This window comes from Thermoanaerobacterium calidifontis, from assembly GCF_055381745.1.
In genome coordinates, this window is record NZ_AP042436.1 from 2,235,335 (window position 1) to 2,247,565 (window position 12,231).

The 12,231-nt window shown below is 36.4% G+C and carries 15 protein-coding genes; 4 read left to right on the forward strand and 11 right to left on the reverse strand.

What is annotated here, in order from left to right; translation table 11 throughout:
- The first annotated feature begins 128 nt into the window (after positions 1 to 128).
- Together ACZ42G_RS11705 and ACZ42G_RS11710 are read left to right on the forward strand one after the other, a co-directional pair.
- Positions 129 to 1,340, forward strand: a complete 1,212-nt coding sequence (locus tag ACZ42G_RS11705) for an NADP-dependent isocitrate dehydrogenase (protein ID WP_085111775.1) — start codon at positions 129 to 131, stop codon at positions 1,338 to 1,340.
- Between the two features lie 72 nt (positions 1,341 to 1,412).
- Complete coding sequence (locus tag ACZ42G_RS11710; RefSeq protein WP_085111776.1) at positions 1,413 to 2,360, forward strand: AEC family transporter; 948 nt, start codon at positions 1,413 to 1,415, stop codon at positions 2,358 to 2,360.
- A gap of 33 nt (positions 2,361 to 2,393) precedes the next feature.
- Here the strand turns inward: ACZ42G_RS11710 and ACZ42G_RS11715 are convergent, their stop codons facing one another.
- Positions 2,394 to 2,942, reverse strand: a complete 549-nt coding sequence (locus tag ACZ42G_RS11715) for a hypothetical protein (RefSeq protein WP_464850544.1) — start codon at positions 2,940 to 2,942, stop codon at positions 2,394 to 2,396.
- Positions 2,943 to 3,158: 216 nt separating this feature from the next.
- On the opposite strand from ACZ42G_RS11715, the gene ACZ42G_RS11720 reads away from it, so the two are divergent.
- Positions 3,159 to 3,617 (forward strand): FMN-binding protein, encoded by a 459-nt coding sequence (locus ACZ42G_RS11720; RefSeq protein ID WP_085111778.1) that lies wholly within the window; start codon positions 3,159 to 3,161, stop codon positions 3,615 to 3,617.
- Between the two features lie 127 nt (positions 3,618 to 3,744).
- Positions 3,745 to 4,830, forward strand: a complete 1,086-nt coding sequence (locus ACZ42G_RS11725) for a VIT1/CCC1 transporter family protein (RefSeq protein WP_085111779.1) — start codon at positions 3,745 to 3,747, stop codon at positions 4,828 to 4,830.
- Between the two features lie 3 nt (positions 4,831 to 4,833).
- Here the strand turns inward: ACZ42G_RS11725 and ACZ42G_RS11730 are convergent, their stop codons facing one another.
- The 10 genes from ACZ42G_RS11730 to cbiB all read right to left on the reverse strand — a co-directional run bounded on the left by ACZ42G_RS11730 (position 4,834) and on the right by cbiB (position 12,231).
- Positions 4,834 to 5,340 (reverse strand): hypothetical protein, encoded by a 507-nt coding sequence (locus ACZ42G_RS11730; protein WP_464850545.1) that lies wholly within the window; start codon positions 5,338 to 5,340, stop codon positions 4,834 to 4,836.
- 12 nt (positions 5,341 to 5,352) lie between these two features.
- Positions 5,353 to 5,964: a J domain-containing protein gene (locus ACZ42G_RS11735; RefSeq protein WP_464850547.1), complete on the reverse strand. Its 612-nt coding sequence runs from the start codon at positions 5,962 to 5,964 to the stop codon at positions 5,353 to 5,355.
- Complete coding sequence (locus ACZ42G_RS11740) at positions 5,940 to 6,842, reverse strand: DUF5685 family protein (protein ID WP_464850549.1); 903 nt, start codon at positions 6,840 to 6,842, stop codon at positions 5,940 to 5,942. The genes ACZ42G_RS11735 and ACZ42G_RS11740 overlap by 25 nt, the downstream gene beginning before the upstream one ends.
- A 79-nt stretch (positions 6,843 to 6,921) precedes the next feature.
- Complete coding sequence (locus tag ACZ42G_RS11745; protein ID WP_274893394.1) at positions 6,922 to 7,413, reverse strand: QueT transporter family protein; 492 nt, start codon at positions 7,411 to 7,413, stop codon at positions 6,922 to 6,924.
- A gap of 217 nt (positions 7,414 to 7,630) precedes the next feature.
- Positions 7,631 to 8,389, reverse strand: coding sequence for an adenosylcobinamide-GDP ribazoletransferase (gene cobS, locus ACZ42G_RS11750; protein ID WP_274893395.1), 759 nt, complete (start codon positions 8,387 to 8,389; stop codon positions 7,631 to 7,633).
- Between the two features lie 13 nt (positions 8,390 to 8,402).
- The gene (gene cobU, locus ACZ42G_RS11755) at positions 8,403 to 8,969 is read right to left on the reverse strand and encodes a bifunctional adenosylcobinamide kinase/adenosylcobinamide-phosphate guanylyltransferase (protein ID WP_274893396.1); all 567 of its coding nucleotides are present in this window, start codon (positions 8,967 to 8,969) and stop codon (positions 8,403 to 8,405) included.
- A gap of 24 nt (positions 8,970 to 8,993) precedes the next feature.
- Positions 8,994 to 10,043: a threonine-phosphate decarboxylase CobD gene (gene cobD / locus ACZ42G_RS11760; protein ID WP_464850552.1), complete on the reverse strand. Its 1,050-nt coding sequence runs from the start codon at positions 10,041 to 10,043 to the stop codon at positions 8,994 to 8,996.
- Between the two features lie 10 nt (positions 10,044 to 10,053).
- On the reverse strand, positions 10,054 to 10,785 hold the full coding sequence (locus ACZ42G_RS11765) for an AIR synthase related protein (RefSeq protein ID WP_464850554.1): 732 nt from the start codon (positions 10,783 to 10,785) through the stop codon (positions 10,054 to 10,056).
- 9 nt (positions 10,786 to 10,794) lie between these two features.
- Complete coding sequence (locus ACZ42G_RS11770) at positions 10,795 to 11,280, reverse strand: ECF transporter S component (protein ID WP_085111789.1); 486 nt, start codon at positions 11,278 to 11,280, stop codon at positions 10,795 to 10,797.
- Positions 11,281 to 12,231: an adenosylcobinamide-phosphate synthase CbiB gene (gene cbiB / locus ACZ42G_RS11775; protein ID WP_274893399.1), complete on the reverse strand. Its 951-nt coding sequence runs from the start codon at positions 12,229 to 12,231 to the stop codon at positions 11,281 to 11,283.

The following is a 12,231-nucleotide window of genomic DNA, read 5'->3' on the forward strand; positions in this document are numbered from 1 at the left end:
GCGAAATTACTTTCGCTCATTAATTTTTATGTATCGATTTAGTTGCCTCCTTCTAAATTTTTCTCTTGTTTATCTATTTAATGTTTTATATAATTAATGTTATAAACTACGTAAAAGGAGCGGATGATATGAGAGAAAAGATAAAGATGGCAAATCCTATCGTAGAGCTGGATGGCGATGAAATGACCAGAATCATCTGGCAGATGATAAAAGACACCCTTATACATCCTTTTGTAGAACTGAATACAGAATACTACGATCTGGGTCTTAAAAATAGAGATCTAACAGATGATCAAGTGACTGTAGATGCCGCTTATGCTATAAAAAAACACAAAGTAGGCGTCAAATGCGCAACTATAACACCTAATGCTCAGAGAGTCGAAGAATACAACTTAAAAAAGATGTGGAAAAGCCCCAATGGCACCATAAGAGCTATATTAGACGGCACTGTTTTTAGAACACCCATACTGGTAAACGGAATCAAACCTCTCGTAAAAAGCTGGACAAAGCCTATAACGATTGCTCGTCACGCTTATGGCGATGTGTACAAAGACGTAGAATACAGAGTAGAAAAGGCAGCTAAAGCGGAATTAGTAGTGACGTACGACGATAACTCCATCGAAAGGCAGACTATACACCAGTTTGACGGTCCAGGGATTTTAATAGGTATGCACAACATAGACAAGTCTATAAAAAGCTTCGCAAAAGCCTGTTTCAACTACGCATTAAGTCAAAAACAGGATTTATGGTTTGCCACAAAAGATACCATCTCAAAAGTATACGACCACACTTTTAAAGACATATTCAATGATATGTACGAAAGCGAGTACAAAGATAAATTCAAAGAAGCTGGAATCGAGTATTTCTACACATTGATAGACGACGCAGTGGCAAGAGTCATAAGATCAGAAGGCGGCATGATATGGGCTTTGAAAAATTACGATGGAGATGTAATGTCAGACATGGTTGCTACTGCCTTTGGAAGTTTGGCAATGATGACATCCGTATTAGTATCGCCTGATGGCGATTTTGAATACGAAGCAGCCCATGGAACGGTGACGCGCCATTATTACAAGTATTTACAAGGTGAAGAAACATCTACAAACCCTATCGCTACTATATTTGCATGGACTGGCGCATTGAAAAAGCGGGGTGAATTAGACGGAAACAAGCACTTAATGAAGTTTGCTGAAAAATTAGAGGAAGCATCTTTAAAAACAATAGAAGATGGCATAATGACTAAAGATTTAGCTGCAATATCAGAACTTCCTCATAAAAAGGCTGTAAACACCAAGGAATTCTTAAATGAAATCAAAAACAACCTTGAAAAGTTGCTTTGATTAAGAAATGCTCTTTAGCCATTAAAGGGCATTTCTGCCTTTTCAAATACAAATTTCTGCGAGGGATATAAATTGGTATTATTAAATGGAATTGAAAGCATTTTACCCATTGTCCTCATCATCGTCTTAGGTTATATTCTTTCGTATAAAAAGTGGCTGGATGAATCCGCATCTGAGATTTTTTCAAGAATCGTCGTCAAAATATCCCTTCCATGTCTAATGTTTTACACCGTCATCGAAAATCTTGAAAGAAATCAGTTGTCTCACATGATATTTGGCTTAATCGCCGCTTTTCTAAGCATTTTGATAACATATTTAATCGCTAACATGCTTGTAATCTTGCTGAAATTCGATAGGAAAAAAGCAGGCTTGTTTTCTGCCATATTTGCCTTTTCCAACACGATATTTGTAGGTCTTCCTGTCAACCAAGCTCTTTTTGGCAATAAAGCCGTCCCGTACGTGCTTTTGTACTACGTTGCAAATACAACGCTGTTTTGGACGATAGGGCTTTACAACATAAGAAAAGATGTAGAAGACCCAAATGGAGATTTTTCAATGTACCAGGCATTAAAAAAGATATTTTCTGCGCCGCTTTTAGGATACATTGTAGGCATCATCTTCATATTGCTGGGAATAAAAACGCCTCAATTTTTAGTCGACACAGCAAAATACATCGGTCAGCTTACAACGCCTCTCTCTATGATCTTTATAGGAATATCCATCTACATGACAGACTTGAAGGATTTTAAGCTGGACAAAAACGTCTTATTTTTGCTTATAGGTCGCATCATAATAGCACCCATCATAACGATACTGGTACTGCACCTTTTCAAACTTAACATTTTGATGGAAAAAGTATTTGTCATTCAAAGCGCTTTACCTGTGATGACGCAAATAGCGATTGTAGCCCATGCTTACAAAAGCGACCAGAAATACCCATCCATAATGATAGCCGCAACAAATCTTCTAAGTTTAATCGTGGTGCCAATATACATGTACATAATAAGCAATATATTTTAAAGGGCAGTTATCTGCCCTTTTCGACTATTTACCTTAATTTAAGTAATTTAATATATCCTGTTTCTGGCTTTCTGTAATCTTCTTGTCTTTTACAGCTTTTTCAAGGGCATTTTTGAATTTTTTGTACCCATCTCCCCTTTTAAATCCTTTCATTCCGGGAGGAAAACCTGTTCCATCCCATTTGTTTACCTTGTCAGTGTATTTTTTAATAAGCTCATTTGCCTTATCCTGTGAAATCTTCCCACTTTGCACTTTCTTGTTTAAAGTAGCAGTGAAATCACTGATAAGCTTCTGCCGCTTTTGAGAAAGTGTCAAACTGTTAAGCTCTTTTATATATTGTTCTTTTTCATTTATCTTTGAAATCATGCTGTCATACTTCTCTTTGCTTATTTTACCTTGGTTGTACTTTTCAGTAACCTTCGCCTTTATATCCTCCAATTTTTTTATTGGATCTACTTTATTTGGAGCGGCTGTTGAAATGGTGCTTTGCTGTGGTAGCGCAGTTTCATCTGCCAACGCCACCATCGAAAAAAGCATCACACCAAGCATTGTAGCCGCCAACAATCTCTTGTATTTTATCATCGTTCATTTACCTCCTTCTTTGATATTACATAAAATTGTCTAAACAAAATCTGCACCTCCTTTTTCATTTACTATTATGTCCTGAAGTTGTGTCAGAATTTTGTTAAATCGATTAACAAATTGTAAAAGGTGTATGTTAAATTTTAGTGAATTTTTGAATAATATCATCTTCTTGAAGAAAAATAAATAGTAAATAACGAGTTTAGGAGGAATAAGATGAAAGCATTAAGAAAAATCATATCCATAGCTATAATTGCAGTTTTGGCTTTAAGCCTTGTTTCATGCAAAACTATGACAAAGCCATCAACTCAAAAGCCAAAGCCTCAAACTACGCCTAAGGTATCTTACAAAGATGGTACATACACAGGCGCTGGTCCAAAATGGTCTGAAGGCAGTGAAGACGCTACAGTCGTAATAAAAAATGGAAAAATAACAAGCATAACATTAAGACGCTTAGATAAAAGCGGAAAAGAAATAAATTACGACAAATGGACAGGTCAAAAAGACCCAAAGACAGGCAAAGTATATCCTAATTTAAAAAAGTTCAGAGTCGATATGGCCAATGAGATGATCAAAAAGCAAACTTACAATGTTGACACAATAGCAGGTGCTACAGAGACGACTACAAACTGGAAGATAGCCGTCAAAAACGCCTTAGAAAAGGCAAAAAAATAATACTTAGACATGATTAAAAAGGCATTAAAATGTGATAGTAATTCGCATTTTAATGTCTTTTTTATATGATGCCTTGTATGTTTACGGCAAATAATATAAAATGAAATATATGGGAGGAGGAGTTGAAATGCAGGCAATCGAAAAGGCCAAAAAATTTTACTACGATGAATTAAATGCAAAGCAGTTGTACTCTTACCTTGCAAAAGTAGAATCTAAAAAGGAAGTAAAGGAGTTATTTGAGGAACTGTCAAAGATTGAGGCAAATCATACGAAGTTTTGGTACGACTTTTTAAGCGATAGAGGTGTAAAGCTAAAACCAAAAGTGCGCGCTAACAGTCTGTGGTTTTATAAAATTCTGCGGACACTCCTTGGAAGCCGCCTTTTTATAATACTTTTAGAGATGCAGGAATCAAACAGCACTGATGAATACTATGAATACTACAAGGACCCCATTCTAACAGAATCAGAGCGTCAAGGTCTCGCTTTTATTATAGAAGATGAACTGGAACATGAAAAAAATTTAGGCAACCAAAACAAAGAAGCGAATTTCTCCAATATACGAGACTTTATACTTGGCATGAACGACGGATTGGTAGAAATATTAGGAACTGTCACAGGTCTTTCGGCTGTGTACCAAAGCAAACCGCTTATAGTCGGTGCATCTGGCCTTGTGGTAGGTATTGCAGGCGCATTGTCTATGGCAATAGGCGCATATACATCTGTAAGATCTCAAAGACAGGTAAATGAAGGCATCAAAAGCAAGATGGAGCTTCTATTTAACGTATCAAAAAATAGAGCTAAAGAAGAACTTCTAAACAAGTTAAGTGAATCAGGCATACCTGACGATATAAGTCAAGAAATCGTAGAAAAATTAGGCGACAACGAAAATGCCATGGCAAATTTGCTGGTGGAAGAAGTAAAAGAAAATGAGATAAAATCAGCTTTATACACAGGCTTGGCGTATTTGGTAGGACTTTTCTTTCCCGTCATTCCCTACTTCTTCATCACTTCATCATCGGTATTAGCATTGATCCTCTCTGTGATTTTCGCCGCTATAGCACTTTCTATCGTAGGTATGGTAGTCTCAATAGCCTCTGAAAGCCTATCCATAAAAAATAAAATAATCGAGATGGTATTGTCAGGTTTAGGAGCGGCAGCATTGTCTTACCTATTCGGAACTTTTGTGCAGTTTGTATTTGGCATTAATGCGTAGTCATTAATGCCTTTTTACCTTTTTCAGATAAAATGACACAAAAACAGTATATGCGTAATCGTAAATTACAAACGATACTTGCAGCAATGCAAAAACCAACACTGTGGAATAAGAGCCTATAAATATATTTGCAGCAAAAACGTATTTAAACACCACATAAATGATAGATAAAGATAGATTGAATACAATAAGCTTTAAGACGTATTCAAAAAATCTATTTAATGACAGCCTTTCTATATACGATTTTACGATTCCGTAAAATCCAAAAAAGCACGCATAATAAAAAGCTATAAGCTTGTTTGGTATCAATATAAATGCCAACAACGATGTAGCAAAATAAAACGCTGCTCCTACATTAGCATTTGCTTCTATGACCATTATAGATACAGAAAAGGAAGATAAAACCAGCAGAAAAAGTCTACTGGTAGGCATTGCTGCAGAGATGAAAAGCAAAATCACATTTACAGCAGCAAGCATACCCCCTAAAGAAAGCGACCTCTCTCTTGACATAAAATCAACTCCCTAAAAGCATCTAAACATATCTCCGCCCATACATTCGCAGCATGTGTCACAAGCCCATATAGCAAAAAGAGTCTGACAGCAATCATCGTTCATCGTCCTTCGGTAAACATCACCTTGGTAAACACCTCTTTGCATCTCCATGTTGTTTAATGCTTCACGGTACTCAATATTGCCAGGATCCATGTTGACAGCCGTCCTAAAGCAGTTATACGCCTCCCCAAATCTTCCTCTCCTGTAATTTACATGACCGTAGAGATAATACCACTGTGCACTTCTATCAGTCATTCGGTTTAAGATAGCTTCCGCAGCGTACAAATCATTTCTGTTAAGGGCATTTATTACTTCATAGTACATGGAACTGCTGTCACTGCACGAACTATTGCCACTTCCATAAGTTCTATCATTGGCGTAATCACTTCTAAAAGCCTCTCCTTCCATTATAGCCTTATACGCATCGTTAATCTCCCTCAGTTTCTCCTCCGCTAAATCTTTAAGTGGATTGTCAGCATACTGGTCAGGATGATATTTTTTTACAAGCTCTCTATATGCTTTTTTAACTTCTTCAATTGATGCTCCCTCTTTAAGTCCTAAGACTTCGTACGGATTTTGCATGATTTATCTCCTTCCATAACCCTCATAAATTCCATGTAAAGTCCAATTCTAAAAATATTGTCGATTATTCCAACATTCTTTTTGAACTTCAACTGTTCGTACAATTTAACTATCGTAGAAAGCGTAAAAGTCAAATTAAATTTTGTCCACTCCTTGATCTCATCCAGTGTATGTTCCAGCTCATCATCGCCTGTTTGTTTGTAAGAAAGATTGTACTGATATATAAAAGGATTATAACTGCCGTTTTTTAAATCATTCTTCAAATCATCGTAGGCATCTAAAATATACACAAATCTTCCTAAGTGATATGCAATTTGACCGATTTTAGCATAATCTTCATCGCCAATTTTTAGATCCTCTTTTAGAAACACTTCTTTCATGACATTGGCAAATGGTTCAGAAGCCACATCAACAGATGAACACTTCGTTTCTTCTAATCCCTTTAAAGCTTCTAAATACCTTTTTATTTTTTCCGCCTTTTCTAAGTATGACTTATACGCCTTTCTATATTTTGTCTTAAAAAAAGACTCCAATAAAGCTGCGTTTAAAGATTTATCATCTTCTTTGTCGTCCAAAAATTTATAGTACATAAGTATTGCATTCATATCTGCCGCATAAGCAATATACGGGTTTTCTTTCATAATAGGTTTTTTCTTAAACGGATTTGCCACACAGCTTTCTTTTCTTATGCATATCTCCTCGTCAGACAAGGCCGATAAAAAAATTGCAAGATACGTAAGCTCATAGTTCAAAGTCAATCGGCTTATCTCGCCATATTTTCTTCCGATTTCCTTGCATAGGCCACAGTAATACGCCTTAAAAACATCGTAATCTTTTATCTTCATCTCAGGTTTGTAAGGCTTTATATATCCAAACATAGCATCTTCCTCAAAAAAATAATCCTGATTTTATTTTATCAGGATGTAAAAGCTATTTCAAATTAAATATGTATTAAGTCTATCCGATAACGCTTTTTATCTTGTCATTTTTATCTATGTACAAAAGCAATGGTAATCCCAGCACATAGCACGCTATCATCTCACCTAATCCAACCCATAGCATCGAAGCTACAAGAGGAAGTTTGTAAAGGAAATTTAATTCTATTCCGATGATGATTCCATTTATTATAACAGGCGGCAACGGTGCTAAATACCGCTTATATCTAAGATTCGATTTGCCAATATAATACGTTATTACAGCGCTAATTAACGTCGCTAAAGAACCAAAAACCACATCGAATATTCCATTTCCGCCTATCATATTTGCAATTATGCATCCAACAAAAAGTCCAAAAATGGAATACGACGAAAAGAAAGGCATGATTGTCAATGCTTCAGCAACCCTTACTTGAACTTGCCCATAGCTTATAGGCGCAAGGGCCACTGTGACGGCTGCGTACACTGCAGCGATCAATGCTCCGTAGACTATCTTCTTAGTTTTACTGTTCAATTTTATCTCCTCCGTAGTTTTGTTTATAGACAGGATTTTGCGAACTGTCTTTACTCCATTATACAGTTAAACGGCTATATGGTCAAACAGTTTAACGCCGTCTATCATTTTAAAATGTCCATCAAATGAGAATATCATCATATCATTTTTTATCGCTAAATAAGCAATAAGCACATCTGACATTGGTATGGTTTTGCCATCTCTCCTTTTTAAATACCTACAATTTTATGGCGCTCATTAGATACATCGAAACAGCAATCACAAGCTCTGCAAATTCATTGACAGCACCTAATGTATCACCTGTCATGCCACCTATTCTCATAGATATGTACTTAGTGATAATATACGTGACAATTGATGAGATAGCTAAAAGCTTCAGTAATGCTGTGAAATGAACAAAATATATGCCTATAACTGATGTAAACAATAAGCTTAATATTAACTCCACCGTAGATATTTTCCCTATGATAAGTCCTCCCAGCCCTTCTCCACCTCTTGCTGATTTCGATGCATACGCTGCTAAAATTATGGAAAAACGTCCAATAAGAGGCATCAATATCAATGTAGAATATATGTTGCCTTTGATGTCATTTAAAAGCAATATCTTTAAAATTATTAAAAAAACCAAAGCGAGAACTCCATTCGTCCCAAGCCTTGAATCCTTCATTATCTCAAGCATTCTATCCCGACTTCTGTTGCTAAAAAGACCATCGAATGTGTCTGCAAACCCATCGATGTGCATAGCACCTGTCAGAATGTACGATGATGCTACAGCTACTGTGACGGCTATTTCCCGGGGAAATATATTTTTAGAAGCAAAAAACATGAAACTTGCAACAGAGCCAACAACCCCACCTACAAAGGGAAAATATTTGACCATCCTGTGAAAGTCATTTTTATCTGCATCAATTTGAATATTAATAGGTATCCTTGTCATAAATTGAAACGATAATATAAAAGCCTTTATCTCATCCATCTTATTCATCACATCACCGTAAGCTATTATTTTTTATTTCTAAGGGTATGCCTGAAACCATAAAATAGACATAATCGGCATTCTCAGCAATTTTTTTGTTCATTCTACCTGATATGTCCCTAAATATCCTTCCCAATTTATATTCTGGGACAAGTCCCATTCCAACTTCATTTGTCACGACTATTACATCTTTATCCTTCTCTTTAGAGGCTTTTATAAAGCCATCAACTTCCCTGCTTATTTTTTCTTCGGCTCTTACTACATCTTCTAAATCTTTCTCTTCCCACGTCATATCTATCTCTAAAAGCAGATTAGACACCATCACTGTCAGACAGTCTAAAAGCACAGCTTTCTTATCTGTGCTTCTTATTATATCAAAAATGCCTTTGTAAGCTTCTACTGTTTCCCACTCCTTTGGCCTTCTTTCTCTGTGCCTTCTAACTCTTTCTTTCATCTCATCGTCAAATGGTATAGATGTGGCTATGTAAAGGACACTGTTACCAGCATATTTTACAGCAAGGCTTTCTGCAAACTGGCTTTTGCCAGACCTTGCGCCACCTGTCACCATAATCAAAGCCAATAAAAACACCTTCTTTCGGAAAAATCATTTTAGAACTTCTTTTATAGATTCTACCAGTTTTACATTGTCACAATGGCTTTTTACAGCCACTCTAAAATACTTATCGTCCAAATACCTGAAATTTGATGCATCTCTTATCAGTATCCCTCTTTTTAACAATTCTTCTTTTAAATCATTAACTCGCCGGTTCTTCAACTTTATAAGCATAAAATTGACCTGCGTATCAAAAACGACTAATTCATCTACCTTTTTAAGCTCATTCGTCAAATAATCTATTTCCTCTTTTATGTATTTTCTCGTATTTTCCATAAATTTGACATCATCAAAAATCTTTCTCCCTGCTGTATCAGCAAAAACATTTACCGTCCAAGGCTCTTTATAAGCTTCCAATCTCTTTATCAAATTTTCACTTCCAAAACCGTATCCTAAGCGCAATCCAGGCAGCCCAAAGAATTTGGTGGCAGCTCTTACGATAAAAAGATTATCGTAGTCATTTATAAGATCTAAAGACTGGTATTCTTCATAATCGTATATAAATTCTATAAACGCTTCATCTATCATCACCGGCAAATCAAGCTTTTTCGCTTCCTTCACCATGTATTCCACATCTTTTCGCTTTAATGCCTTTCCTGTAGGATTGTTTGGATTTCCTATGATGATAGAATCCACTTCTTTGAGGCGATTTATCATTTCATTTACATCAATCACGTATCCATTTTTTTCAGAAATCCGGTAGTACAAAGGATTTCCGCCTGACAATGTAGCTGCTCTTTCGTATTCCAAAAAAGCAGGTGATGGAATAAGAGGCTTTTTAATAGAAAATGCCCGTACAAAAAGGTAGATAAGTTCAGAAGCGCCATTTCCTACTATTATATTTTCACTTTTCAGCCCTGTATATTTTGAAATAGAATTTTTTAATTTTGTGTAGTTTACATCAGGGTACTTTGTCAAATCCGCAATATCAATGGAATCTTTTATACACTCCGGAAAGCCAAAAGGATTTATGTTTGAGCTAAAATCTATCACATCTTTATCGTAAATATAAATATTGCCACCATGTTCGTATTTATCCATTCAATTCACCTCAAAAGAGTCTTCCTAACCGAATAAATGGCTTGTCTAAGAGATTTTTAACTATCTGCCTATCATCTTCTTTGTAAACTACAATGCAACATGTGGAAGGTCCACCTGACTTTTCATCATCAATCTCGTCATCGTATTTTCTTAATAAATCTAGTCCAGAAGTAAATTTAAGAACATCAAGCTCATACTTTACTCCCTTTGACCCTACAGGAATTGCTTCTGCTATTTCATTGCATCTAAATATTTTCACATAGTCTTTAAGGGAAAGAATATCATTAAAACGCAAAACCTCTTGTCCAACACGGGGGTAACCAAAAAGTCCTACTTCCATGCCTGCCATAGCCTTTCGCACTTTCAAATCCTCTTTCGCTGCCCTTCCAATTGCTGTCACGCCAACACCTGTCATAGTTGAGGGGAAATTTTCCTCTGTGCTGCCAGTTAAAGCAACGTCATATATCTCATTTTCAACAAGCTCTTTTTTTATTCCATCTATGATCTTAATGCCAGTGGGCTTCATTTCATTTGACAAGGCATCTGATATTGCGATTGGCCAAGCACCAATACACAAAAGCTCTGATAATGCAACTTTTATGGCTGCTCTACCTACCATCTCAGCATCTACCTTTAAAACATCATTTTCCTTTTCCCCGATTGCACCTGTGCTGTCACATGATACGGCGAATGCAACATCGCCTTCGTGTATGATTAAAACATCCCTGTACTTCTCTATCATATACATCTATCACCTTTTTATCATTTTTAAAACTGTCTTATAGATGATAGACGCCAAAAGGACATTTGCAAAAGATGCAATAGTAAGCGGCAACACCATCTGAATGAAAAATCCCCAACCGTACTGCGGTACAAAGATAAGTGTTGCAACGGGCCCATTTAATATGGTACCAACAGCGACTGCCACATAGCTGTTAAACTTCTTATACGCCAATGAATAAAAATATGCACATACAGCCATCGACACAGCAATGATGATGTGATTTGGTATTCCAAGCGGAAAGCCGGATGTAAGTGCAGTAAAAATGTGGCCTAAAGAAATGACGATCGCTCCTATGTATCCTCCAAAATAAAGGGACGCAAAATATCCCGGCAGTGAATCAAACGCCACCGTATTGTAAACTTTAATCATGGCACCAACGGCACTCATGGCGATAAGCATAGCCACAAGCGTCAATGTTTTAACATTTTTAATCGTTGTTGTCTTTGTATTCATCTATATACCTCCTGTTAATATTGTTTTAAAAGAAAAGAATAAAATAAACCCCAGAAAAGATGTCATATACATTATCTTTACAGTATCCTTGATGTGTTTTAATTCAAGTGCTTCTTTGCCATCTCCCAACTTCGGTTTCAGTTCAGGCTTTCCAAAATAGTAGTTAAGCCCTCCCAACTCCACATTTAGCGCACCTGCAACAGCAGCTTCCCCGTGTGCACTGTTGGGACTTTCGTGCTTTAATCTATCCCTTTTTAAAATGCGAAAACTATTTTTATAATCATATCTCAGCAAAAATGATGATGCTACAATCAAAAGTCCTGTTATCCTGGCTGGCAGGAAATTTAAAATATCGTCAAGCTTTGCAGAAGCATATCCTATGTTTAAATATCTTTCATTTTTATAGCCAACCATCGAGTCAAGTGTACTGGAAGCCTTGTAAGCCAATGCCAACGGCGCACCGCCTATAAAAGCGTAAAACAAAGGCCCAATTATACCATCAGATATGTTTTCCGCCACTGTCTCAATGACACCTCTTATGATATCACTGTAGCCTAAATTTTCCGTATCACGGCTTACAATGAAAGACAACATCTTCCGAGCTTCAACAATGTTGTCTTTTTTAAGAGGATTGTATACTCTCATAGCTGATTTCGCTAAATCATTAGTTGCAAGGCAAGTGTAGATGAGAAGCATATCTAAAATCTTGCCCAAATAGACATTTATTTCTTTTACAATGTAAATGATAAAGTACCCGCTTATATAGCTTGTAAAGACAACAATGGCACACAAGAAATAACCGGCGATTCTTTCTTGCCTTTCAGTTTTAGCAATCTTTCTAAATTTGCACTCTAAAAAGCTGATTAGTCTTCCCATGAGTCTTACTGGATGAGGATATCCTGGCGGATCGCCTATCATTAAATCTAAAAAATATGCAGCTATCACTTCCAT

Excerpts from the sequence above, each read along its gene's own strand:
- ACZ42G_RS11705 (WP_085111775.1), top strand. The coding sequence starts at position 129 with ATGAGAGAAAAGATAAAGATGGCAAATCCTATCGTAGAGCTGGATGGC.
- ACZ42G_RS11715 (WP_464850544.1), bottom strand. The coding sequence starts at position 2,942 with ATGATAAAATACAAGAGATTGTTGGCGGCTACAATGCTTGGTGTGATG.
- ACZ42G_RS11720 (WP_085111778.1), top strand. The coding sequence starts at position 3,159 with ATGAAAGCATTAAGAAAAATCATATCCATAGCTATAATTGCAGTTTTG.
- ACZ42G_RS11725 (WP_085111779.1), top strand. The coding sequence starts at position 3,745 with ATGCAGGCAATCGAAAAGGCCAAAAAATTTTACTACGATGAATTAAAT.
- ACZ42G_RS11730 (WP_464850545.1), bottom strand. The coding sequence starts at position 5,340 with ATGTCAAGAGAGAGGTCGCTTTCTTTAGGGGGTATGCTTGCTGCTGTA.
- ACZ42G_RS11735 (WP_464850547.1), bottom strand. The coding sequence starts at position 5,964 with ATGCAAAATCCGTACGAAGTCTTAGGACTTAAAGAGGGAGCATCAATT.
- ACZ42G_RS11740 (WP_464850549.1), bottom strand. The coding sequence starts at position 6,842 with ATGTTTGGATATATAAAGCCTTACAAACCTGAGATGAAGATAAAAGAT.
- cobS (WP_274893395.1), bottom strand. The coding sequence starts at position 8,389 with ATGGATGAGATAAAGGCTTTTATATTATCGTTTCAATTTATGACAAGG.
- cobD (WP_464850552.1), bottom strand. The coding sequence starts at position 10,043 with ATGGATAAATACGAACATGGTGGCAATATTTATATTTACGATAAAGAT.
- ACZ42G_RS11765 (WP_464850554.1), bottom strand. The coding sequence starts at position 10,785 with ATGATAGAGAAGTACAGGGATGTTTTAATCATACACGAAGGCGATGTT.
- ACZ42G_RS11770 (WP_085111789.1), bottom strand. The coding sequence starts at position 11,280 with ATGAATACAAAGACAACAACGATTAAAAATGTTAAAACATTGACGCTT.
- cbiB (WP_274893399.1), bottom strand. The coding sequence starts at position 12,231 with ATGGAAGTGATAGCTGCATATTTTTTAGATTTAATGATAGGCGATCCG.